At 47.8% G+C, this 24457-nt stretch carries 23 protein-coding genes and 1 pseudogene; 15 read left to right on the top strand and 9 right to left on the bottom strand.

Features of this window, described 5'->3' with window-relative positions; genetic code table 11:
• Positions 1–13: 13 nt before the first annotated feature.
• From BQ5383_RS03150 to BQ5383_RS03125, 6 genes are read left to right on the top strand one after another with little or no spacing between them, the layout of a single operon-like run.
• Complete coding sequence (locus BQ5383_RS03150) at positions 14–331, top strand: nucleoside triphosphate pyrophosphohydrolase (protein WP_071429291.1); 318 nt, start codon at positions 14–16, stop codon at positions 329–331.
• A complete protein-coding gene (locus BQ5383_RS03145) occupies positions 332–679 on the top strand; it encodes a hypothetical protein (protein ID WP_071429290.1) in 348 nt (115 codons plus the stop codon).
• 5 nt (positions 680–684) lie between these two features.
• Complete coding sequence (locus BQ5383_RS03140; RefSeq protein ID WP_071429938.1) at positions 685–2976, top strand: DEAD/DEAH box helicase; 2292 nt, start codon at positions 685–687, stop codon at positions 2974–2976.
• A complete protein-coding gene (locus tag BQ5383_RS03135; RefSeq protein WP_071429289.1) occupies positions 2973–6254 on the top strand; it encodes an AAA family ATPase in 3282 nt (1093 codons plus the stop codon). The genes BQ5383_RS03140 and BQ5383_RS03135 overlap by 4 nt, the downstream gene beginning before the upstream one ends.
• 30 nt (positions 6255–6284) lie before the next feature.
• A complete protein-coding gene (locus BQ5383_RS03130) occupies positions 6285–7577 on the top strand; it encodes an McrC family protein (protein WP_071429288.1) in 1293 nt (430 codons plus the stop codon).
• A gap of 33 nt (positions 7578–7610) precedes the next feature.
• Positions 7611–8189: a GDSL-type esterase/lipase family protein gene (locus tag BQ5383_RS03125; RefSeq protein WP_071429287.1), complete on the top strand. Its 579-nt coding sequence runs from the start codon at positions 7611–7613 to the stop codon at positions 8187–8189.
• Positions 8190–8259: 70 nt separating this feature from the next.
• Here BQ5383_RS03125 and BQ5383_RS03120 read toward each other — a convergent pair whose 3' ends face one another.
• Positions 8260–9087, bottom strand: a complete 828-nt coding sequence (locus tag BQ5383_RS03120) for a hypothetical protein (protein ID WP_172724578.1) — start codon at positions 9085–9087, stop codon at positions 8260–8262.
• An 11-nt stretch (positions 9088–9098) separates the two neighbouring features.
• Here BQ5383_RS03120 and BQ5383_RS21430 point away from each other — a divergent pair.
• Positions 9099–9263, top strand: a pseudogene (locus BQ5383_RS21430) (tyrosine-type recombinase/integrase); the annotation flags it as partial.
• Positions 9227–10801 (top strand): tyrosine-type recombinase/integrase, encoded by a 1575-nt coding sequence (locus BQ5383_RS03115; RefSeq protein ID WP_071429285.1) that lies wholly within the window; start codon positions 9227–9229, stop codon positions 10799–10801. The pseudogene BQ5383_RS21430 and the gene BQ5383_RS03115, both read left to right, overlap by 37 nt.
• A 526-nt stretch (positions 10802–11327) precedes the next feature.
• Here the strand turns inward: BQ5383_RS03115 and BQ5383_RS03110 are convergent.
• The 8 genes from BQ5383_RS03110 to BQ5383_RS03075 all read right to left on the bottom strand — a co-directional run bounded on the left by BQ5383_RS03110 (position 11328) and on the right by BQ5383_RS03075 (position 18865).
• Positions 11328–12416 carry a hypothetical protein gene (locus BQ5383_RS03110; RefSeq protein WP_071429284.1) on the bottom strand — a complete coding sequence of 363 codons (1089 nt, stop codon included), beginning with the start codon at positions 12414–12416 and terminating at the stop codon, positions 11328–11330.
• Positions 12417–12822: 406 nt separating this feature from the next.
• Positions 12823–13812: a DUF6236 family protein gene (locus tag BQ5383_RS03105; protein WP_139193327.1), complete on the bottom strand. Its 990-nt coding sequence runs from the start codon at positions 13810–13812 to the stop codon at positions 12823–12825.
• A gap of 646 nt (positions 13813–14458) precedes the next feature.
• Entirely contained in the window at positions 14459–14788 is a 330-nt protein-coding gene (locus BQ5383_RS03100) for a zinc ribbon domain-containing protein (RefSeq protein WP_338061400.1), read from the bottom strand.
• 40 nt (positions 14789–14828) lie between these two features.
• Positions 14829–16451, bottom strand: coding sequence for a recombinase family protein (locus tag BQ5383_RS03095; RefSeq protein WP_071429282.1), 1623 nt, complete (start codon positions 16449–16451; stop codon positions 14829–14831).
• Positions 16452–16550: 99 nt separating this feature from the next.
• Entirely contained in the window at positions 16551–16745 is a 195-nt protein-coding gene (locus BQ5383_RS03090) for a hypothetical protein (protein WP_002334813.1), read from the bottom strand.
• 72 nt (positions 16746–16817) lie between these two features.
• Positions 16818–17762, bottom strand: coding sequence for a MobV family relaxase (mobV, locus tag BQ5383_RS03085; protein WP_071429281.1), 945 nt, complete (start codon positions 17760–17762; stop codon positions 16818–16820).
• 182 nt (positions 17763–17944) lie between these two features.
• Positions 17945–18340: a replication initiator protein A gene (locus BQ5383_RS03080; protein WP_008666017.1), complete on the bottom strand. Its 396-nt coding sequence runs from the start codon at positions 18338–18340 to the stop codon at positions 17945–17947.
• Between the two features lie 111 nt (positions 18341–18451).
• Positions 18452–18865, bottom strand: coding sequence for a cysteine-rich VLP domain-containing protein (locus BQ5383_RS03075; protein WP_058722955.1), 414 nt, complete (start codon positions 18863–18865; stop codon positions 18452–18454).
• A gap of 339 nt (positions 18866–19204) precedes the next feature.
• Here BQ5383_RS03075 and BQ5383_RS03065 point away from each other — a divergent pair, with 339 nt between their 5' ends.
• From BQ5383_RS03065 to BQ5383_RS19875, 7 genes are all read left to right on the top strand, one after another.
• Positions 19205–20002: a helix-turn-helix domain-containing protein gene (locus BQ5383_RS03065; protein WP_071429279.1), complete on the top strand. Its 798-nt coding sequence runs from the start codon at positions 19205–19207 to the stop codon at positions 20000–20002.
• Positions 20003–20026: 24 nt separating this feature from the next.
• A complete protein-coding gene (locus BQ5383_RS03060; RefSeq protein WP_002578723.1) occupies positions 20027–20797 on the top strand; it encodes a nucleoside phosphorylase in 771 nt (256 codons plus the stop codon).
• Positions 20798–20821: 24 nt separating this feature from the next.
• Positions 20822–21598, top strand: coding sequence for an ANT(9) family aminoglycoside nucleotidyltransferase (locus BQ5383_RS03055; RefSeq protein ID WP_002578722.1), 777 nt, complete (start codon positions 20822–20824; stop codon positions 21596–21598).
• Positions 21599–21797: 199 nt separating this feature from the next.
• Complete coding sequence (locus BQ5383_RS19880; RefSeq protein WP_132587467.1) at positions 21798–21929, top strand: zeta toxin family protein; 132 nt, start codon at positions 21798–21800, stop codon at positions 21927–21929.
• Between the two features lie 87 nt (positions 21930–22016).
• Positions 22017–23054 (top strand): IS1595-like element ISSag10 family transposase, encoded by a 1038-nt coding sequence (locus tag BQ5383_RS03050; protein WP_058962567.1) that lies wholly within the window; start codon positions 22017–22019, stop codon positions 23052–23054.
• Positions 23055–23077: 23 nt separating this feature from the next.
• Positions 23078–23572 carry a lincosamide nucleotidyltransferase Lnu(C) gene (lnu(C), locus tag BQ5383_RS03045; RefSeq protein ID WP_058962568.1) on the top strand — a complete coding sequence of 165 codons (495 nt, stop codon included), beginning with the start codon at positions 23078–23080 and terminating at the stop codon, positions 23570–23572.
• Complete coding sequence (locus BQ5383_RS19875; protein ID WP_441169890.1) at positions 23573–24076, top strand: phosphotransferase-like protein; 504 nt, start codon at positions 23573–23575, stop codon at positions 24074–24076.
• The last annotated feature ends 381 nt before the right edge of the window (positions 24077–24457 follow it).

The raw sequence follows: 24457 nt of genomic DNA, 5'->3' as shown, positions 1-24457 counted from the left end.
GGGGACTTTTGCTATGAAACAATACAATAAACTTGTCCGTGACCGTATTCCAGAAATTATCAAAGCCGATGGGAAAACCTGTGTCTGCGAAACGCTTTCTGACGAGCACTACCTGTATCTCCTGGACCAGAAGCTAAATGAGGAATTAGCGGAATACCAGGAGAGCAAATCCCTGGAAGAACTTGCCGACCTTCTGGAGGTCATGCAGGCGGTCGTGAAGGCCCGCGGCTGGACGCTGGAAGAATTGGAGCAGGTGCGGTCGGACAAGGCTGCCAAACGGGGCGGATTCGAGAAGAAGATCCTGCTGAAGGGAGTAAAGGAGGATTGCTAAATGGATATTGTAAAAGCAAAAGAGCTATTATCTGCTTTAGCTGATGGCATTGATCCATTCACTGGAGAACTTTTACCCCAAAACCATATATGCAATCAGCCTGAAATGATTCGAGCCTTTCATGAAATTTTGAATGTGATTCCTCCGCCCAAGAAAAAAAGTCTGCCCCGAAATGCCGGAAAACCATGGACAGATATTGAGGAAGAAAAACTGCTGGATGAATTTGACTCAGGAATGACAACTTCTGCAATCGCCAAGGAGCATGGCAGAAGCAAAGGTGCCATTGAATCCCGATTAGCGGATCTTGGGAAGATTACAGATACATATCTTAACAGGAAACCGAGGTGACCTCCATGCCTACCTACCGCTCCGCCTCCGGCAGCAGTGCCGAGGATCTGTTCATTGAACTGTTCTCCGACACCTTCGGCGCTGAGAAGGCCGGCTATCTCTACTCCCAGTACCCCTTCTCCGACATTTACCAGAACAGCCGGTTTGCCGACTTTCTGATCGAAAACGGTGGGCGGAAGGTGGCCATTGAGATCGACGACGAGGCGTCCCACAACCCCAAGCTGGTCTCTCAGAACAAGTTCTGCGATGATCTGCTCAAGCAGAACAGTATGATCTACCTGGGCTGGGATGTGTACCGCTGGGCGGTACGGCAGATACAGCAGCAGCCGGAGACCGTGAAGGACGAACTGCGGGTTTTTCTGGGCCAGCATCCCAGTTTCAAAGAGATCGAGGACTACATCCCCACCCAGCGAGGCAAGTCTCTGGACGGCTCCCAGTTGGAGCTGAAGGAACACCAGAAGCAGGCACTGGCGGCTTTGGAGAAGATGCGCTGCAACTTCGAGACCATCGCCCTGCTCTACCACGCCACCGGTACTGGCAAAACGGTGACCGCCGTTATGGATGCCAAGCGGTTTGGCAAGCGGACGCTGTTCCTGGCCCACACGGTAGAACTGGTGGATCAGGCTACCAAGACCTTCCGGGAGCTGTGGCCCCGAGCCACGGTGGGCCGCTATGTGGAGAGCATGAAGCAAGGCAACGCCTTTGTAGTCTGCGGCAGCATCCAGAGCGTGGCGCTGAATCTGGAACGGTTCAAGCCCGATGACTTCGGCTACATCATCGTAGACGAGGCCCACCACGCCTCCGCCGATACATACCAGAGGGTTCTGTCCTACTTCACACCGGAATTTACCCTGGGCCTGACCGCTACGCCGGAACGGGCCGACGATAAGAATATCCTGGACATTTTCAAGAACACCGCCCACAAGTTGGATATCCAGACCGCCGTGGAGATTGGCGAGCTGGTGCCGGTACGGTGCATCCGCATCCACACCAACATCGACCTGACCAAAGTGCGGTTCAACAGCGTCCAGTACAACATCCGGGATCTGGAGAGCAAGATCTATGTCCCGGAGCGCAACCAGCTCATCGTGGACACCTGGCTCCAGTATGTGAAGGACAAGCGGACCGTCATCTTCTGTGCCTCCGTCAAGCACGCCCAGGAGATCGCCGGGCGGCTCCACGACGCCGGTGTGGCCGCCGAGGCGGTGTCCGGCGAGGTAAAGGCCAGTGACCGCCGGGAAGTGCTGGCCCGGTTTGAGAAGGGCGAGACCAAGGTACTATGCGCTTGTGACCTGCTCAACGAGGGCTGGGATTGCCCGGCCACAGAAGTGCTGTTCATGGCCCGACCCACCATGTCCAAAGTACTCTATACCCAGCAGCTGGGCCGCGGGATGCGGCTGTCCCCCGGCAAGGAGAGCTTGATGGTGTTTGACTTCGTGGACAACGCCAGCCAGTACAACATGCCCTACTCCATGCACCGTCTGTTCCGCTTGAAGGAGTACAAGCCCGGTGCCCTGGTGCTGGGCACCAAGGGGCAAAAGACCGCCGAACAGGGGCTTTATGACAAGGGCGAACGCCCGGATGCCCTCATTGACTGGCCGGTGGACGCCTTGGACTACGAACTGGTGGACATCTTCAACTGGCAGGAGGAAGCCGCCGGGATGATCTCTCAGATGGAGTTCGTCCGCCGGGTGGATGTGCAGACGGAGACCATCGAGCGGTATGTCCGGGATGGCCTGCTGGTGCCCGATCTGGTGGTACCCATGAGCGAGCACCGGACCTTCAAGTATTTCAAAGAGGAAACTCTCCAGAAGTATGCTCAGCAGTACGGCTGGACCCTCATTGACGACTCCAACCGCAAGGATCTGTTTCTGGACATGGTGCGGCAGATGGACATGAGCTACTCCTACAAGCCGGTACTGCTCAAGGCGATGCTGCTGTTTGCCGACGACAAGGGACGGGTGAAACTCAGCGACATCGTTACCTACTTCCGGGAGTTCTACGAGGTCCGCCGGGCGGCTGGGCTGGTGGTGGAAAAGGCCAACAGCATCTACGCCAAGGGCGGCTATACCGTCGCCCAGGCCCAGCGGAACATCCTGTCAAACCCCTTCAAGCGATTTGAAGATATGCAGATGCTTCATCACACCAAGACTCTGGGCGTGATTCAGGTGGATGAATCTGTCTGGAAGAAGTTGACCCGGGAGGAAAAGCAAGAAATCGAGCGGATTTGCGACGAGAAGCTGGAGCAGTATTATGGCCGGTTGCAGGTCGCACAAACGGAGGGTGACCTCAAATGAATCAAGAGATATTGAATAAGCTGAAAAGCACTCCGGAACTGTCACCGGATGTACACGACGGCAGCTATGAACTGGTGCGTATGATTGTGGCCGCTTATCGTGATGTGGATGAAGCTACGCTGGACTACCAGGATCTCAATGCCATTTATCTCATGTGCATTGGAACATGGCGGCACAGTTATGACAAAAAGCATGAAGCTGTCCATGCAACGCATCTGCCCAAGGTTCGCAAACAAGAATTGGACCATCTGATTGATGACCTGAAAAGCCGGGCGGACGCTGGCGTGTACAAGCACCAGGAAAAAGCTGTCTCCGGAACAGGCCATATCGGAATGTTTGGTACTGGTTTTTACTCGTTCCATGGCAAGACAGATATCCAATCCGTGCGCGCTTTTATCAGAATGTGCGTGGATCTTCTGGATATGACGGACGATGAGGAGATGTTCCAGCGTGCCGCATCGGTGTTGACGAAATCGTTCCGTGGGATGCAGGCCGCTGCAGCCTCTGTGGTACTGCACTGCTTAAAACCGCTCACTTTCCCTGTCATCAACAGCAATGTGGGCAGTGAGGATATTTTTGCGGCACTGGGGATTGAACTGAAATCCCGTGGCAAGCTGGAAACTTATATAGAGAACTGCCGGAAAATCAAAGATTTCCGGGATGCCAATTTCTCTTTCAAAAATTATCGGATTCTGGATATGGCGGCGTGGAAGCTGTCTGCCGATCCCATCCGCCGTGTTGTCAGCCAATACAAGGAATCCTTTGCCGCCTGGTTTCCGGAAGAAGCGTATAAGTGGAAGGCTGTTCAGTGTTTTCAGGAGCACTGGAAGCCAGAGAGAGCCGATTTTGCAGAAATGCTGAAGGAATCCTTGGCCCAGGCGAGAAATCTGCTGGACACCAATTACTCGTTTCCCTGTAAGATGATCACATTCTTTGCGGAAAAGGAGCCTGATACGGTCCGCTCTATGTTTCAGCAGCTTCTGGCTCCCGGAGCAGATATTGTTGAGCAAATCCAAAACTTTAAGCAAAGTGCAGATGCCCTGTTAGCCAAGTATCAGTTCAAAGAAAGCATGAAGCAGCATTATCAAGGGGACCGCACCATCTGCACCTACCTGTTTTTTGCGCAACCAGGCCAACGCTTTCTCTATCAATACGGTAAGCTCAAGGCGTTTCTGGAAGAGACGGGCTTAAGCGCCAACTGCAAAATGGGAGACACCCAGAATGTACTTACCTACCAGGAGATTGCCAACCAGGTTCTTTCCTGCGTCCAGCAGGACAGCGAGCTGCTAAACATATTCGAGACAAAACGATCAGAGTTGGGAAGCACATATTATCCGGATGTTGAACATCACCTGTTGACCGATGACATCATCTACTTTGGAAGCCGGCTACATAAAAGCGATTATTGGCCCAATTTGTCAGAGTATGATCCAGAGATCAGCGCAGAACAGTGGTTAAAACTTCTTGCGGACAAAACAATCTGCACAGTGGAAAATTTGCAGATTCTGAAAGCCATTCAACAGGCAGGCGGAGAGACAACCTGCAAACAGTTGAGCCTGAAATTAGGAGGTCCTTCTACCCATTATAACGGCAGTATGGTTCAGCTTGCCCGGAGAGTACAGGAAAAAACAGGCTGCCCACTGGTTCAGAACGAAAACAATGATAAGAAATGGTGGCCAATTCTGTTTGTAGGCCGCACAGCTCTCCAGGATCAGCCTGGCACATACTCCTGGAAGCTCCGTGATGAATTGGCAGATGCGCTGGAACTTCTGTTTCGGAAAGAGAGGAACAATCCTATGCCGTTTGCAAAGAATATGATTCTCTATGGCCCTCCCGGGACGGGAAAGACCTACCAGACGGTCAACTATGCTGTGGCGATCATAGAGGGAAAATCGCTGGAAGAAGTCCAGGCAGAAAACCACGAAAAGGTGTTGGAGCGATACCGGCAGTACCGACAGAATGGGCGGATCGAATTTACGACCTTCCACCAGTCCTTCGGTTACGAGGACTTTATCGAGGGAATCCGTCCGGTTTTTGCAGAGGATAAAGAAGAGGACTCTGGCGACATCTCTTATGAGATTGCTGATGGTGTATTTAAAAAATTCTGTGCGACAGCACAGCCCCCCGCAGTAGACCCCAATCAAAACCCCTATGGTTTCTCAGAGAACCCAACAATCTGGAAAGTATCTCTTGCAAGCACAGGAGACAATCCGGTTCGAGATTACTGCATGGAGCATGGCTGCATTCGGATTGGATGGGATGAATACGGGGAGAGCATCACGGATGATATGGACTACCATGTGGGCGGGAAAACTGTATTGAACGCGTTTTTGTCCAGAATGCAGCTGGGAGATATTATTCTTTCCTGCTATACCGCACATTCCATTGATGCAATCGGTGTTGTAACCGGAGAACCTGAATGGCATCCAGAGCTTGAGCATTATAAGCGGCTGCGAACCGTTAAATGGCTGGTACAAAGGAAAAACATCGGAATTGCCGAATTCCGCCTGGAAAAGAGTTTGACATTGTCCACCGTTTATCGTCTCAATACTACGGTTGCAACTGTGATAGATGTTCTGAACAAGAACGGGTTTTCCGGCTCGGCCCCGACGAAGGGAACCAAGGGGCCCTATGTATTTATCATTGATGAAATTAACCGCGGCAACATCTCGAAAATTTTTGGCGAGCTCATCACCCTAATTGAGCCGTCCAAGCGGCTGGGGCGGAGCGAAGAATTGCAGGCCAAGTTGCCCTATTCTCACGAAGTATTTGGAATTCCGGATAATGTCTATCTGCTGGGCACTATGAATACGGCCGACCGTTCCATCGCTATGTTGGATACTGCCCTTCGCCGCCGGTTTAGTTTCGTGGAAATGATGCCAGACAGTGGCGTTCTGGATGGCGTAGAGGTAGAGGGCATTTCCATCAGCAACTTGCTTACGACGCTGAACCGCCGGATCGAGGTTCTGTTTGACCGCGAGCATACGCTGGGACACGCTTTCTTTACCCCTCTGCGTCAGTCCCGCTCTATTCAGACCCTGGGCGAAATCTTCCGGGATAAGGTCGTTCCGCTTCTGCAGGAGTACTTCTATGACGACTATGAGAAGATCTGTCTGGTGCTGGGAGATAAAAAGCGTCCAGAACATCAGCGATTTTTCAAGGTTGAAACAGCCAATCTTCAGAGCTTGTTCGGTACAGATCTTGAATTTGAGGTAAACCCCACATACCGCATCAATCCGGATGCCTTCTTTGATGCGGAAGTATACCGGAATCTCTGACTGGCACATTCTATTGGGAGGTGAACTCCATTGAAACAATATACCATTCGGGAATACATGGGGTTTACCCGCAATGGACCGCCACGGGCAGGCATGATCTCTTTGCCGGAACACGCTTTCGATCAGCTGGAGCAATTTATTCTCTCCAATCGGGACACAAATTCCGGTGCTGAACCGCTGGAGTTGATGAGCCTGAGCGCAAGACCTGGTTTTGGTAAGGTGATTACCGCCAAAAATTATGTAGGAGTAATCACCACCAGAGACGGAACAGAGATTGAAATCCTGCCCAAACTGACGCTGGCAGGGGATAACAGCGACCAGGCTGTCCGCAAAGTGTTTCTCACCATGCTGAGAACGGTCCAGGAGGCTCCGTTCAAGACATTTCACACCGCCCACCTGAATACTTCTCGTATGCGCTTGATGGATCTGTTTGTGCGCATGTTTTTGGACGAGACCCATCGCCTGATCGGGCGCGGCTTAAAATCGGATTATACGGTAAAGCAGGACAACGAAACTTGTGTCCGTGGAAAAATCGTATTCTCGGAGAATATCCGAAAGAATCTGCTGCACCGGGAACGAATCTTCGTAGAGTACGATGTATTCAGCGTGGATTGCCCGGAAAACCGCTTGGTCAAGTCCACAGCGCTCTACTTGCAGCGGCACACTACGGATGTACAAAACCGCAAGGATCTGCGGATCGTGTTATCCGTCATGGAGCAAGTTCCGGTGTCCAAAAATGTGGAGCAGGATTTTCAGAGATGTGGGCAATCCCGCTCCATGGCAGACTACCAGCGACTTCTGGAGTTGTGCCGGGTATTTTTGCAGGGAAAGAGTTTTACCACCTTTTCCGGCGGGCAGGCGGCCTTGGCCCTTCTGTTCCCCATGGAGCGGATTTTTGAGAGCTATGTGGCAGCAGTTCTGCGTCGGCAATTGGATTCCAAGCAATATCGTGTTCATGTGCAGGCAAAGGGGAAATATCTCTTTGAACTGCCCCGGAAGCAGTTTGCCCTGCGGCCGGATTTGGTCATTGAAGATTTGAATAGCGGCGAGCGGACTGTATTGGATACCAAGTGGAAGCTACTATCTCCACAGTGGCACAATTATGGGATCTCACAGGCTGATATGTACCAGATGTACGCATACCAGAAGGAATATCAGGCGAAACAGACGGTATTGCTTTATCCGAATTGTGAAGCAATGTCAGGACAGGAAAGCCCTCTTTGCTATTCTTCTCCCAGTGGGAGCCTTGTCAGAGTAGAGACATTGCGTTTGGATTCTCCGATTGCGATGGCAGAAGCAGTAAAACAACTGCTGGATTTATGATAGCGATACCACACAGAGAGGATGAGATACAAGATGATGGTCATCTGTTTCGGTGACTCCAACACCTACGGCTACGACCCGCGGGGCTATTTCGGCGGGCGGCATGACGCGGACTGCCGATGGGTAGACATCCTGGCTACGGAAACCAGGTGGACAGTCTATAATATGGGACAGAACGGCCGGGAGATCCCCTCTGCCGCTCCTGCTTTCCCAGATGACACCGACTTGCTGATCGTTATGCTGGGCACCAACGACCTGCTCCAGGGGCGTAGTCCCGAGCAGGCCGCTGAGAGATTGGAACGGTTCCTCTCAAGTATCCCTCTGGATCGAAACAAGATCCTGCTGATCGCACCGCCGCCGGTGACCCTGGGAACGTGGGTACCAAGCAAGCAGCTCATTGACGGCTCCTGCGCCTTCGCCCAGCTCTGCCGGGCTATGGCAGAGCGAATGGGCATCCGCTTTACCAACGCCGGAAAGTGGGACATCCCCCTGGCCTACTGCCGCAGTGGGAACCGGAGCAAGACCGCTTCCTCCACACTGGCCGAACTGGGGTACACCAATATCTATGAATTCGGCGGTATCAACACCTGGCCGTATGAGACGGAAACGTAAGATAAACGGAACAAAACCTACATCGCCTATACAAAGAATACGGGACTGGCCGGTTGGCCAGTCCCGCCGTTTATTTGGGCAGATAATCCGCTTTTACTCGATATCGGCTAATACCGAAACTATTGCTCCGCTCTATGACCTCCCGAGGAAGTTGGTTCAGATACTTCCGGCCAAAGTTGGTATCGCCGAAGTAACAGTCAAAATTGGTCACAGGGAGTACTACCCAGTCGCTGTCCTCTGGGCGGTTGGCCAGGTAATAAGCCACCAGGGTGGGCAGGACATTGGAAGGCATTTTCTCAGGGCGAATCTGCTCAAGTCTCTCTGTCAGATCCGACGGCAGTTCAGGTTCTGTGCGGCGCAGAGGGCCCAATTCCAGGGCATCGGCAATCATATCATCAAAGCGGATCGTCCACGCACCTTCCGTAGAGGTGGAAAGAGCCTTGGTTTGGTATTGGAGCACCTTGCTGCGCCACACTCGGTCAAACCGCTTGCTTAGCTCGCCGGCAGAGTCCGCATAGTTTTTACGGACCAATTCCGGATGTTCGGTAGCAAACCGCATAGCCTGATGGAAGTGGCGACTGAACCAGCCCCAGCTATCCTTGTCCACTAACTTGGGAAACTGTTTGTGGAGTGACGCAAAATCGGTGCGGTGCTGCCAACCTTCTTTCGGCTTCCCGCCTCCCTCCGGAATGCTACACCAGGCACACAGGCCATCGTAAGCAAAACTGATTCGTTCTCTCGGATCGCCTGACAACAGCGTACCATCCGAAGCGTGAAATAAAAAACCGCGTGCAATGATGGTCAAAATACGGTTCATACCGCTAAAATCCCGAAGAGCTTCGAAGGTAAAACGACCCAGCCAGGTGGTGTCCTTTTTACTGGATGCTCGGTACTCCACCGGCTCCGTATATCCAGGGACACACCAACGCATCGTTCACGCTTGATACCTACACTCATGTGACGCCGGATATGCAGAGAGCCGCCAGCGATGTAGTTGGCGGCTTTCTGAAAAATCTATTGGGAGAGGAGTTGAACCCATGGCAAGGAAACGAAAAAGCGGAACCGGCACCATAAGGCAGCGTAAAGACGGCCGCTGGGAAGGCCGGGCCGTGGTGGGCTATGACGACAAGGGCCTTCCAAAAACGAAAAATGTGCTGGCCAAGACCAAGCACGAGTGCCAGGAAAAGTTGACCAAGCTGATGGAGACAGTGGGCAGCACCAAGTCCGAAAAGATCTGCGCCGATATGCCCTTCGGTGAATGGATGGACTTTTGGCATCAGACTTACATCAAGTCCGGTCTCCGACCCGCCACGCAGAACACTTATGAGAGCACCATCTATCAGCATATCATCCCGCAGCTGGGCAAGATCCCGCTGTGCCAGTTGACCCAGAAGGACCTCCAGCAATTCTACGCCCACCTGAAAAAGGAGGGGCGGCTCGTTCGCACAGAACAATTTGGGAAGGGGCTGTCTGATCGGATGGTTCGAATGTGTCACGCCAAATGTCGGGCAGCACTGGATCAGGCGGTGCAGGAGAACCTGATCCGGACCAATCCTGCGGTAGGCTGTAAGCTACCGCCCAAGCGGAGCCCGGAGATGCAGGTGCTGTCACGCCAGGAACTCCAGCGATTTCTCATTCAGGCCAAGGCGGATGGCTACTTTGAACTGTTCCTGCTGGATTTATCCACTGGCCTCCGCCGAGGCGAACTGCTGGCCCTCCAGTGGTCCGACCTGGATCTGGATACCGGAACGCTGTCCGTAACCAAACAGGTCTATGAGGTAAATGGAAAGATGCAGCTGAGTGTCCCCAAGACAAAAGCCTCTATCCGCAAATTAGTGCTGCCGCCTGCTGTGGTGGAGGTGTTCCGGGAATACCGAAAGACAGCAAAATCCCGGTGGTTGTTCCCCTCTCCGAAAAATTTGGATATGCCGCTCACACCCGGCTCCATGCTCCGGCGGCTCCATATCATTCTGGAGCGGGCCGGGTGCAAGCAAATCAGATTTCACGATCTGCGTCATACCTTTGCCACCATGGCATTGGAAAATGGTATGGACATCAAAACCCTCTCCGCCATGCTGGGTCATGTGTCGGCGGCGACAACGTTGGATATCTACACCCACATCACCAGTGACATGTTGAACGAAGCCGCCGCCAAAATCGACCGAGGCCTGGGCAATGAGGTAGCGGAGAACTCTTCTGAAACAGCGCAGAATCCGCTCGCCGACTTCCAACCAGTCATGAGGCGCACCAGAAAGCCCGGGACTGGCTGCATCACTGAGATCAATGACCACCTCTTCGAGGGGCGTTACTCACCCACCTGGCCGGACGGCACCAAGCACTCCAAATGCGTCTATGCTCATACCCGTGAAGAGTGTGAGGAGAAGCTGAAGGTGCTCATCCAGCAGCTGAATGCCGAGCAGAAGACAATCCTGGATCGGCTACGAGGGGTCCCATCACCTGAGAAACTCACCAAGAAGCAGCGGCAGATCTGGGAGTACATGAAGATTTATCCCGATGAAACCAATTACAGCACCATTGCCAAGGGAGCTAAGGTGACCCGGCATACAGTGGCCAAGCACTTTGAGATGATTCAGAAGATGCTGGGACCATAGAAACAAGCCATCCACAAGCAGCACTTGCCTGCGGATGGCTTGTTTTATGTACCGCTCTGAGCAGGATAGTTTCAGACAACTGGGAACCTGCCCCTGTTATGATGGAGTATTTTACTTTTTGGTAAAAACTACTCATGCAGAATGGTTCTGACTGTGCTCACCAATTTTTGTGAACGAATGCTCGAGCATATCGGTCATAGACACGGTATACCCGATCCTGCAACAAAATCTTCTGGGCTATCCGTCCTGGTTCCTCCCAGATGGTGTCATCTTTTGCCACAACTCGTCCTCGTTATCAATATAGGAGTTAATGATGTAGCTATTGGGCACCAGCAAACTGTAGCTGTTGTCTAAGGGCCAAATCTAGAAAAATTGCTTTGTGGTAAATTGGGTATATGCAGACAACAAAGGTGAACGCAGGGCTTGGGCAACTTTTCCGGGCCGACAATAGCATAGGTCTCATCCTGTGAGGCGAACCAACTACCGGACCGTCCACATCGAGTTTCCAGTTCCGGTGAGTTGAAAATCAAGGGGTATATACTTCACTGACTATCCAGTAATAATCATCAAAATTATCCATCTGTATATAATCTTCAGACCAGTGATGATAATAGTAGTTAAGTAAATCTACTTGATAATCCGCAACACCCAGACATGCGCCTCTGCCATATACAGAGTTATTAAAACGATTGTAAAAATGCAAGCCGACGATGTCCCTGTTTGGCCTACTAAAAAATCCATTCCCATAATCAATAGAATATTGCTTCAATAGTTGATGCAATGATTCTTTCGTTTCACTAATAAGTGCTTCATAATTATCTTTCTGTAGGCCAATTGGCTGATATGTGTTGTCATCCAGCAATCTACCCGGCTCAATATAATAGTTATAGTAGGGCATTCTACTATCGATTCTAATGATAAACAGATTGTGTTTGCGAAATATTTCTCTTATTGTAGTGTCTATAAATTCCCAATAATCCTTTTCTGACAGGACTGGAAGGGTCCATCCTATTGGAATCTTAGCTTCTACGTCTGTTAATACATTATAGTTTTGGACCTCACTCTTTTCAGTATCGTCCAAAGCGTCATATAGTTTTTTTGCTTCTATATAGAGAGCAATGTCACTCTTGCTTTTGATTTCTTCAACATCAATTTCTTTTGCTGCTTCAATTGCTTTTTCTACTCTGTTAATACGTACCAAAGATTCATAGCGCTTTTTTGCCTCTATCAATAAGTCATAATTTTGAATAGCTTGTTGTTCTTCAGAAGACAAGGCTTCATACGCGGATTCCGCTTTAGTAATGTCTTCTTCACTATCAATTGTCACAGTTTCAAGTCCTTGGATTAAATTACTTACATCTTTAATTCGGTTATAAGTTTCTCGCGCATCTAACAGCTTCTGATGGTTTCTAACATGCATCTTGTCCCATCTGCTTAGTGAATCATACGCTTGTTCTGCATCAATAATTGAATCTTCAGTATCAAGGGTTACTGTGTCGATATTAGAGATTAAATCATTTACTATTATTACATTTTCACTTGCCCTACATCCAACGCTCGCAGTTATTAGCAAAAAGCAAAAAGCAACCAGAATGAGATATCTACCTTTTTTCAAAAACTTCACTCCTTGGTATATCCATGATTTTGGGATATAAAGTCAGGTATTGATATTACCCACACTGAGTTGCTTGCTCCAGGAAATAGAAATTCATTGCTTACACTCTCTTATCCTGTGGCACCTCTAGGCTGTTGATAAAGAAACTTACATGGAAACCATTATAAACTGAGTGGTGAACTTCGCAATTTGTGAATGTTGTCATTTTGATGAAGGAGATGTAAAACAACGGATAATTCTAATCAAAAAGAATTATGGTAGAGAGTGACCTATAACAGCATTAAATACGATCATCTTAGACTTAACTCAATCCAGTTGTACCAAGGGTGCAGACCGTCAACAAAAAGTTTTTATTCTTAAAGCTGAGTATAAAATTTATATCTCAACTTCGATAATACATAATCTCTCATAATATTTCCACAGGATGGTGATTAGATAATAAACCTGATTTTTGGGCGGAAATCAAATAGGCAAACCCCTCCTCTGTCATGTCCTCCCGAATTCGCTCTTTAAATTTTCGGTATGATGCGCCTATGCCAATCAAACCCGCCATACCTACAGCGGCACCCACAGCTATATTAGGAATTTTTGCAAGTGCATATTGCTGTGCCCACTGGGCTAACCCAGCCATTCCGCCTCCAGTGGAAATAAACGAGATTATACTGCCTAAAACAAAATTGACTTTTTCAGCTTTATACAATTTTTCTGATTCAGATAAGACTTTTTCCCAAGTTATTCTAAAAGCTGATATATGATTTTTCAGCATTATATCATTTTCACATTCAGCAACGCCGCGTTCAAATTCTAGCAACTTAAATTGCAGAGATAATAGTTCATCTCTATGAATTTCTTTGAAATCTAATAAAGTCTCAAAACTAACATCATTGGCCGGAATTGGTAGACATTTTTCTAACATTAGGCAGATTGCGGCATTATCATCTTTTCGAGTATAAGTTTGCGGATAAATACTATTCAACTTTGATTTCCGGTCTGTTCCGATTACTATGTTGTGATCATCGTATTTGATCGCAAACTCAACTAAAAGGCGCATATATTGTGTTGCAAATTCTTCTGTTGTTTCGATATAACCATCCCCCTCTGTGCGTATCAGTCCGCCTTCTGTTAACATACGCCTCACTTCAGGAGGGATCTTTTCATAATAGATTAATGCTGAAAGGCTAGGATCATATAATTGAACGAGATTTGCTTGTTCGGCGTGCTTCCAATATCTCCTATTGATATTTGAGGAATGTAAGAAGTACCTCTTGACCATATTTGAAAATTCAGCGGGCTTCCCAAGGGTGAAAATATCTTTAGGATATATAGCCCTGTACTGTCCTCTTTCCTGCAAATATAGGATCTCGGGAGAAAAACGATTATAATCTCTGTTCGGCACGATAGAGCACACTTCATCCCAATATAAGGCAGCACACCTAAGCCAAGCGCTATCTTTTATATCGATTGTGGGATAGTACAATATTGACTGTAACATTCTTTTTTCACCCAACCTTCATAAGCAACATTGTTACTGCTAAAGTATCCCAATGTATTTCACCTAGTTTTCACCTCATATGCAAAGAGGTGGAGATCAGAAATCTATTTTATTATTTATTAAAGTGTATCACATTATGACAAATTATGCCACTCAAATCAACCTAGAGATGGCGTTTTCATATACAAAAATCTGAATGGAGACGATACTTCTACAAGCCAGATGTAATGCCAACTTTTTCTATTTTGCGGAGAAGACGGTTCTACATTGGCTGACGATAGCAAAATCCACAATATTGACAATGCAGGCAATCCTCTCACGCCGGGAAACCTAGAGTTGGTTAAAATACTAATAGATAATCTCAATGTACGAAGTCAGTTCATAAAACTCATATTATTACGCTGCTGAATTACACAACAAATCGTGAACTATCATCTTATTCAGATGATTGGCTTTGCAGACAAGTCCAGGCTGTCTGTATCCTAAGTCCTGAATGATATGAGATAAAAAATACCTCCCTCTGAAACTTCAGGTTTTCAGAGGGAGGTATTTATGTCATGCTCTGCTTCCAGTGGTTCAGTTTGGGCAGTTGAGCTTCAAAGTAGGCCCTGACCTGCTCCGGGGGCCAAGCCTCATTGGACATATGACTTTCCAGAAAATTCAGCAGTTCCTCAAGGCTCGTGTAGACGAATTTTCCGTCGGCATAGCACCACTTGCAGTACTCCTCGTTGAAGGCACCGTTCGGCTCCCGGCTGATATTAGCGTCCTCCATGGGCATACCGCAGCACTGGCAGATCAGCTGCCTGGGGGAACCCAACAGGGTGTTGATGGAGACATCAAACAGCCTGGAGAGCAGTTTCAAGGTTTCTGTGTTGGGCACTGTTTCACCGGTATCACATAGTTAAAGATATTGGTGTCATTCAATCAATCTTGCCGATAAAGCGGTAGAAGATTTCTACCTCCTGTTCCCTGCTTCCGTCCTCACCTTTGACCGCTTCATGGACAACGATTTTTTCAATCAGCGTATTCAAAAGTTCGGCGGTCAGTTCCGTTGGATTGACGCACTCTTTCATCAAGGCAATCCATTTTTCTGCGTCTGCGGCGTTCTGGCTTTCAGTGGTGATAGCGGATTGAAGCCGCTCAATCTTTTCGTCCAGTTCAGCCTGTTCGCTTTGGTACTTCCCGGACAGCATAGAGAAGTTGTATTCCGTGATACGCCCCGCCGCCCAGTCCTCATACATCCGGGCAAACAAAGTATCGACTTCGGCTTTTCGCTTCTCTGCCTTTTTCAGTTCTGCGGCCTGCTTCTTTCTTGCGGCGGCCTGTCCCTTATCAGTGGCATTTAACAGCCGCTTCAAGAGCCGTTCTTCATCATGTTGTACCAGTCCCGACCAGTATTGCAGACGGGAGAGGACATAGGCATAAAGCACATCATAACGGATATAGTGCATGGAGCATTGGCGTGTGCCCTGCCCGTACTTGCTACAATGATAATGGCCGTAAGGCTTGCTGTTCTGCCTGTTCTCCCCATAGGACAGCGACCAGCCGCAATCCGCACATTTTACCAATCCGGAAAAAATCTGCGTTGTACCATCCTTGCACTTCCTGCGGCGGTTTGCTATCTGCTCCTGTACCTGCCGGAAAACCTGCTCGCTGATAATCGGCTCCTGCGTGTTCTCCACCCGCACCCATTCACTTTGGGGCTTGCGTACCCTCCGCTTGTTCTTAAAGGAAATATTTGTTTCCCGGTAGTGGATGGTATGGCCGATATAGGTTTCATCTTTCATAATGCTCTTGACCTGCGCTATCGTCCATGCGTAGCTTTTTTCCTCCGGTGCACCCGCATAGATGTTTGCGAAAGTCCCGTCACGCTGGAAGTTGATAAATCCCGGCGTGGGAACCTTTTCCGCAATCAGTATTCTTGTGATACTGGCCGCCCCTCTGCCATGAATGGCAAGGTCAAAAATCTTCTCCACTATCCAGCGGGTTTCCTCGTCGATTATCAGCTTGTTTTTGATTTCCGGGTGTTTCCTGTACCCGATGGGAGCATAGGCGCCGATACGCTGTCCTGTGGCAAACTTTGCTTTGAAAGCGGCCTTTACCTTGCGGCTTGTATCTTTCGCAAACCATTCATTGAACAGGTTTTTGAACGGGACAAAATCGGAAAGCCCTTTCTCTGTGTCCTCATTCTCTGCAACGGCGATGTAGCGCACCCGTTTCTCCGGGAACAGAAATTCCAGATAGTAGTCCATCATCACATGTTCCCGCCCGAAACGGGACAGGTCTTTCGTAACAATGCAGTTTACTTTTCCGGCTTCCACATCGTCCATCATGCGCTGAAAATCCGGGCGTTCAAAGTTCGTCCCCGACCAGCCATCGTCCACATACTCACCGACTACATGAAGCCCCTGTTCCTTTGCGTACTGTTGCAGGATTGTCCGCTGTGTTTCAATGCTTACGCTGTCACCATAGTTTTCATCGTCCCGGCTCAATCTCATATAAAGCGCCGTGTTGTAAATCGTAGTATTGTAAGGTTGTTTCACCGTAAAAATCCTCCTTCTAAAGAAACAACCCACGCTTACAATACTTTTGCTCTATGGCAATTATATCATAAGCGTGGGCGTGTTATCAATGATGGGCTATCAGGTTGAAGCGGCTTTTTCTGCGGTATGCCGCACCACATCTACAATCAGATCACCGAGGGGCTTCCCGCCTGCGGCGAAGTGTTCGGAGATTTTTATACGGTTGTTCCCACATACAAAATACTGCGTGCCGTTCTCTGCTTGTATAACCTGCCCTGTTCGGGGTGTAAAAATATCGCTTTCACTTTTTGCCATCCAGTGTCCTCCATATTCAGTTTTCAAGGTACAATGCCGCACAAAGGCGGCGAAAATTTCTGCTTATATCTATCACCTTTCCTTTACCGTGTGCCGCTGCTGACGTTTCAGTTCCGCCAGTATATCCGGCGGGATACGGTCAACCAGCCGCTGTAAATTGTCCAGTTCGCTTTTCAGCTTTGCCCGTTCCATCGTATCTTTCATCTTTCCTTTTTCGCTGGCTTTTGCCCTTGCTTCCAACTTCTCATTCTCCGCCAGCAGGTCATTGATTGTGACCTTGTACTTTTTCAACTGCCTGGAGAAATTCTCCATCTGCGGGAACCACTTTTTCAGCATGGAGAGGGCTTCCTCTTTTTTCTTTCCGGCGTTCAGCGGGTTAATGCCGTCCAGTGTGGCTTCAATGGCTCTTGCCTGCCGGGAGAGGGAAACCGCCTGTTTGAAAAGCCGGGTGGGGATATGCTTCCGGCCTGTCCTGCTGGCGCTCTCCCCACGCTCCAAGTCAGGATATTTCTCCACCATATAGGCGTGAAAATCGTCCTGCCACTTCGTCAGGTTTGCCCGGTTGCCGATAATCTCCTTTGCACACAGGCGGTTGTCCTTTGTCAGCGGAACAAAGGTCAAATGCAGGTGGGGCGTTTTCTCGTCCATGTGTACCACCGCCGACACGATATTTTCCCGTCCTACCCGGCCAATGAGGAAGTCCGCCGCCCTCTGGAAAAACGCCTGTATCTCCTTTGGGGATTTCCCCTTGAAAAACTCCGGGCTGGCAGTTACCAGCGTATCGACAAACCGTGTGCTGTCCTTGCGGGTTCGGCACCCGGCCTGCTCAATCCGGCTCTGAATGAAGTGGTAATAGCGTCCCTCCGGCTTGACGATATGGAAGTTGTATTTGCTCCGGCTTGTGTCAATGTCGGGATTGCTGGCATACTGTTCTTTCTGTCTTTCGTGATGGGCTTCCAGCGGCCTTGCCGGGTTGCCCTTGTGCTTCTCAAACCGTAAAATTGCGTGTTGTGCCATTCTGCTCCTTTCCCCATTCCTTTCCTATCCGGGGTTTTCCACAGGGAAAATCCCGCAGAAAATAGCTCGGATAGGATTGGAATGGATAGAATATAAATCAATCTTTTTATCTTTGTATTTCTATATACCGTCCGGTTTTCGTACGTCTCAGGAGTGATTTCCGTACTTCATGGGTACGGTTTTCAGTCCTCCGGTGTACCAGAACGGGATTTCTTAAAGTCGGTGTTTGGAACCGCTTCATAGGATTTTGGGAAAATGCGGTTGGGTTTTCCACAGCCCTGCTTCTGGATCTCCACCAGTCCGGCGTATTGCAGTTCCCGCAGGGTATTCACCGCTTTCTGCCGCCCACAATGGAGCAGTGTGACCACTTCACAGATAGGGTAATACAGGAAAATCCGTCCGCAGTCATCCGCCCACCCATTCTTGCGGGATAACTCTGTCCGGCGCAGGATAAAGGCGTACAGAACCTTTGCCTCGTTGGACAGGGGCTTGAATGTGGGGGCTTCAAAGAGAAAATTCGGGAGCCGGGTGAAGCTGAACGCCTTTTCCGGCTGGTGGATATAGATGGTATTTGTCATAGTTCGTTTTGTGGACGGTTAGAAGCCCGTTTTCCGGGGCGGGCGATACTTTATACCACCTGCCCCGGTTTGGGGCTTGCAAAGCCTGATAAATCAAGGCTTTTTTCGCTCCTAACTGTCCACAGCAGACCTCCTTTTCCGTTCACTTTCTGTTTTCTGCCGCCTGTGAACTCTGGCGGCACAGCCGGGGCAGTATTTTGCCCGGTTGGATTTGGGGACGAACACGCCACCGCAGACCGCACAGCGTTTCAAGTCCTTATCCCGGAAAATTTCCGCTTCCAGCGTCCCGTCCAGCGGCAAGACCGCCCAGCGGAACCACTTACAGCAGACCGAGAAAGAAATCGTCTGCGGGCAGGTGCAGGTGTCCCCATCATCAAGGACAATGCAGTTGCCGTCCTCACAGCAACAACACTCCCGGCGTATCAGGCTGGCCGCCTGTTTTCTCTGCGCCGGTGTCATGCGGTAAAGGGAACCGTCCGGCCTGCGTTCCAGTGGCGGCAAGTCTTTATAGGGGTTATCTCTCATGCGTTCCCTCCATTTTGCTTTCCGTTGCCGTTCTCCCCGAAAAGGTTTCCTGCCCCATTCCTGCGGCGTGTTCCGGCGTTGGCACGCTCCCCGCAGCTTCGGGACATTTTGTCTCGAAGTCCGGTTCCTTGCGGTGCTTCCCCAGCCGGGGTATTCCTTTTCGGACGGTCATTCTGTTTTCAAGGTGCTGTCCATCGATGAACTACCCTAAGTCTACACGAAAAAAATGCAATCCCCGGAATTTTGCGAGAATTGCATTTTGATGAAGTTTACACTTTGGAAATTGCATTTTTTGCAATCATTCTGTATAATGGAAGTATGCGGAGGAGGTGCGTATCTATGGCTTTACCCGGAACACCCGGACAGCGGATTTCCGATTTATGCAACGGGAACCACATCACACAAAAGGAACTTGCGGAGAAGATAGGGGTTTCCGCTTCCCAGTTGAGCCGCATTGTCAGCGGCGAAACGAGAACGGTCAGCAGTGATATTCTCATAGGCGTGGCAAAGGAATTTAAGGTATCGACAGACTACATACTGGGCTTATCCACCGTGAGCGTCCGTAAAAGCTACGATATTTCTGAATTAGGCTTGTCCGAGGGAGCCGTGAGGGGGCTCGTGACGGGTGCTGTTGATGTGCAAATCCTCAACCGCCTGTTGGAACACAGGAATTTTCCTAAGCTGATAGATTTGATACGGATTTATTTTCAGGACACAGCGGCAAAAGGCATAACAGCAAGAAACCAGCTTATCGAGATAGCAACGGCTTCCCTGTCCGACCTGATGAAAGAACACCCGGAACACCGGGCGGAAGCAAAGCAGGATTTACAGCTTTTGAACGCCCAGAAGATGGGGGAACATGAGGCGGAGATTGAGAAAATCAAAAATGTGTTCCTTGCTATCCTGCGGGATATTAAGAAAGACATTGACAACGGGGAACAGCCGGGAGAAGCTGTGACCGCCGCGATGTTCCAAGCCATGCGGGACGCATTGGCGGAACAGAAGCAAAACCCGCTTTCCATTGACGATGTAGCGGCGATGGTTGCCGGACAGATCGGACAGCTTGCACCGATGGATGAAGAAACTGCCGACCTGTTCAAGCAGTTGGCAAAAAAGATGATGAAAGGAATAGAATAATAGCCTGTTATTCGAGATAATAATATGCCATTAGTAAAGCATGACTACCCTGTTTTAGAGTACGATACCGCATCAAAAGCTGTTTTTCAGCCGGGAAATGGGAAAAAATGTTTTCCTGCAAAAGCAGTGTTTGCTTTTTTAGGAGACGAGGTTGAAAATTATGCACATACCCATGATGGAATACAGATAGATGAATTTGAAAGTGCAACAAGACGATATCCTATTTATGAATGTCTTTATAATCAGGAGAAAATATGTCTATGTCCGGCTCCTGTGGGAAGTGCTGCTGCCGTCCAAGTTTTAGAATATTTAATTGCAGGGGGTGTAACAAAGATTATTTCCGTCGGCTCCTGCGGCGTATTGGAAGACATCCCGGAAAATAGATTTTTGATACCTGTTTCTGCATTGAGAGATGAGGGAACATCTTACCATTATCTTCCTCCCTCCCGAGAAGTAGAGATTTCAAAGGCTGGTATAAATGCGATTGAATCTGCTTTAAGCCAAAAGAATATACCATATTGGGAAGTTAAAACATGGACAACAGACGGTTTTTATCGAGAAACAGTAGAAATGGTTCAGTATCGGAAAGAAGAGGGATGTCAAGTAGTAGAAATGGAATGTTCCGCATTGGCGGCGTGTGCAAAATTTAGAAAAGTTACATGGGCTATGCTGCTTTTTTCAGCCGATACTCTTGCAGACCCTCATAAATACCAAGAAAGAGAATGGGGAAAAACAAGTATATCCATAGCCTTAGAATTAGCCTTAGACGCTGTTTTATCAGTTGTTGAGGAGTAAAAATAAATACATATAGGAGTTACAATGAATATAAATGAATTTCCACAACAAGTAAATCAAGTTATTTCAATAGCAGAAACCATATTACAAGGTCAAATATTGGGGATATATTTATATGGTTCAGCAACAATGAATGGGCTGCGTCCAGATAGTGATATAGATATACTGATAATTACTAAACAAGAATTGAGTAATTCAATCAGAGCAGATCTAACAAAGCAATTATTGAAAATTTCTGGCTCCGTAGGCTGTATTGAAAAAAGACCTTTAGAGGTAACTATTATCAATCAATCTGATATTGTTCCGTTGCAATTTCCGCCAAAATGTCAGTATATGTATGGTGAATGGCTAAGGGGAGAGATGGAAGCAGGAGAATATCCGCAAGCCTGCAATGACCCAGATATAATGATTTTATTATGGCAAGCAAGAAAAAATAGCATAACTTTGAAGGGGGCGGAAAGCAAAGAGCTTATTCCCGCTATCCCATTTCACGAAATTAAAAAAGCAATTCGGTTTTCTTTACCTGGTTTGATTTCCAGCTTTAAGGGTGATGAAAGAAATGTGTTATTAACCTTATCACGAATGTGGTTTACTTTAGTAACAGAAGAAATCACGACAAAAGATGTTGCCGCAAAATGGGTAATTTTAAAATTGCCGGAGAGATTTCCCCCCCTGCTAACAACGGCAAAGGAAGCTTATTTGGGAAATTTGTCTGATGAATGGGAGACAGTAGAAAAGGAAGCGATGGCACTTGTAGAATATATGAAAAAACAAATTGAGGAATTACTTAGAACAGAGTAGCAAAGTTAGCGGGGCCAATCAACGGTCAAGATGAACGGCGCATAAATGCGCCGCCGTTGACAGTCCCGCCCGTCTTTGCTGATGGGCAATCAAGGCGGGAAAGCCCTAAAATGGCTTCCCGCCCATTTCAATCTTGAGAGAAGAAACGCTCCAAAATCAGAAAGAGAGCGGTAAATCTGAATTGCGAGGGAGAATGTAGATGAATCAAGGAAGAATTATTGTGATTACAGGTTCGCCGGGAACAGGAAAGACAACAACTGCGTCGATTGTCGCAAAAGAATCGAACATGGATAAATCTGTGCATATGCACACAGACGACTTTTTTCATTAGGCTCTGTCACAACAAATGGTTGATTTTTGACGAGAAATAGCGTATAATAATAGTAAGAAACAGTACCACCGAAGGAGGTAATTGGATATGCCTACTATCAAAGACGCATTAGATATTATCGGTAAGTTGACTGTCGCAGAGCAGGAAAGCCTTAAAACAATGCTTTTAAGTCCTGCCTTTGTAAAGTCTTTGAATATTGAAGATTTCGTAGCAAAGGAACGCTTTGCAAATGGTCGTGTATGCCCTCTTTGTGGCTGTATCCATGTGGTTCGCAATGGTCATCGTAAAGATGGCACACAGCGATATGTATGTAAGGATTGTGGCAAGTCCTTCGTGATTGCTACGAACTCCATTGTGTCTGGTACAAGAAAAGACTTGTCCGTGTGGGAGCAGTACATTGATTGTATGATGAATGGCTTATCCATTCGTAAGACTGCTGTTGCTTGTGGGATTCACAGAAACACCGCATTCCTTTGGAGACACAAGATTTTGGATGCACTTCAGAATATGGCAGACGATGTTACCCTTGACGGCATTATTGAGGCTGACGAAACTTTTTTCGCCATCTCGTACAAGGGCAATCATAGCAAGAGTAAGACATTTGCTATGCCACGCAAGGCTCATAAGCGTGGTCATTCTACACATATCAGAGGCTTGTCCCAAGAAAAGGTATGTGTTCCTTGTGCGGTTAATAGGAATGGCTTGTCTATCTCCAAGATTACGAATACTGGTAGAGTTTCTACAATAGATTTACATCATATTTATGATGGTAGGATTAAGACCAATTCCACTCTTGTTACGGACAAGATGAACTCCTATGTGAGATTTACAAATGCCAATGGCATTGACCTTGTGCAGTTAAAGACTGGCAAAGCCAAGAAAGGCATTTATAATATCCAACATATCAATAGCTACCATAGCCAGTTAAAGAGGTTTATGCGTGGCTTTAACGGTGTTTCTACCAAGTATCTGAACAACTATCTTGTGTGGAATAACCTTGTAAATTACGCCAAAGAAAGCGACATGGAGAAAAGGAACATCTTCTTAACTTTCGTTTTGGCAACATTGAAAACTGCTAAATGCAGAGATTTATCAAACAGACCAGCAGTTCCTCTGGTCGCCTAATTAGAATTTGTGGAGATGATAAGATGGTCAATATAACAGATGTAAAACAGATTCTTCAATTTGCAATAGATGCGGAGATTAAAGTCTTTCTTGATGGTGGCTGGGGTGTAGATGCTCTTCTTGGATATCAGTCAAGAGCCCATAATGATATTGACATTTTTGTAGAAAAGATCGATTATCAGAACTTTATAGAAATAATGAAAGCTAATGGCTTTTATGAGATTAAGATGGAATATACAACATTGAACCATACTGTATGGGAAGATTTGAAAAACAGAATTATTGATTTGCATTGTTTTGAATATACGGACGAAGGTGAAATTCTTTATGATGGGGATTGTTTTCCGGTAGAAACTTTTTCGGGTAAAGGAAGAATTGAGGAAATAGAGGTTTCCTGTATTGAACCATATAGTCAAGTAATGTTCCATCTGGGATACGAGTTTGATGAAAATGATGCACATGATGTGAAGTTATTGTGTGAGACACTTCATATCGAAATTCCAAATGAGTATAGATAACTGCAAATAACAGTTTGTAGGGGAGTTCTGATACTCCCCTATAAAAATGGCTATTTATCAACTGTTTGTTGTGACATAGCCTTTCATTATTTAAGCAAAGGAGCAATACCGCCGCATTTACCAGAGTCCAACGAACAAAATTTAGTTGTCATTGAAGCCTTTTTAGAAGCTGCAAAGCGCTATGCCCGCGGCGGATATGATGTAATTGTAGATGGAATTGTCGGGCCGTGGTTTTTAGAACCATGGAGAGCCCTTGTTCGAGAAGATTATGAAGTACACTATATTGTTTTAAGAGCCAGTAAAGAAGAAACTATGAAACGAGCTGTGGAACGTTCAAAATTAGACAGAAAAACAAATGTTGAATTAGTAGAAACAATGTGGGAGCAATTTTGTAATTTGGGGATATATGAATCGAATGTTATAGAAACGACAACCTATTCTATCCAAGAGGCTGTTTTTGCAGTAAAAGAAAAAATTTCAAGTGGAGCCGCATTGCTATCTTAAACGATTTCTAAAAATCGAAATTTCATTTATCAGAGAAATAGCAAAGCCAGTTAACGGTCAAGATGAACGGCGCATTTCATGCGCCGCCGTTGACCGTTCCGTCTGGCTTTGCTGATGGGCAATCAAGGCGGGAAAGCCCTAAAATGGCTTCCCGCCCATTTCAATTATGAGAAAAGAAACACTCCAAAATCAGAAAGAGAGCGGCCAAGCACTTTGAGGGATTGGTCGCCTTGTTCACCCATTCAGCGGAACGGCGGGTGGCGGTCAAGGCCGGGTGTAAGCCCGTTCATTTCAGCCTTGACGGTTGCCCGCTGTCCTGTTACTTTTCCGGGAGTGTAGCCACAACTTCGGGACACTTTGTCCACAAGTCGGAGCGTAGGA

Origin of the sequence: Angelakisella massiliensis (genome assembly GCF_900104675.1) — a bacterium.
In the GTDB taxonomy this organism is placed as follows: domain Bacteria; phylum Bacillota; class Clostridia; order Oscillospirales; family Ruminococcaceae; genus Angelakisella; species Angelakisella massiliensis.
This window is presented reverse-complemented; position numbering and strand designations above follow the sequence as displayed.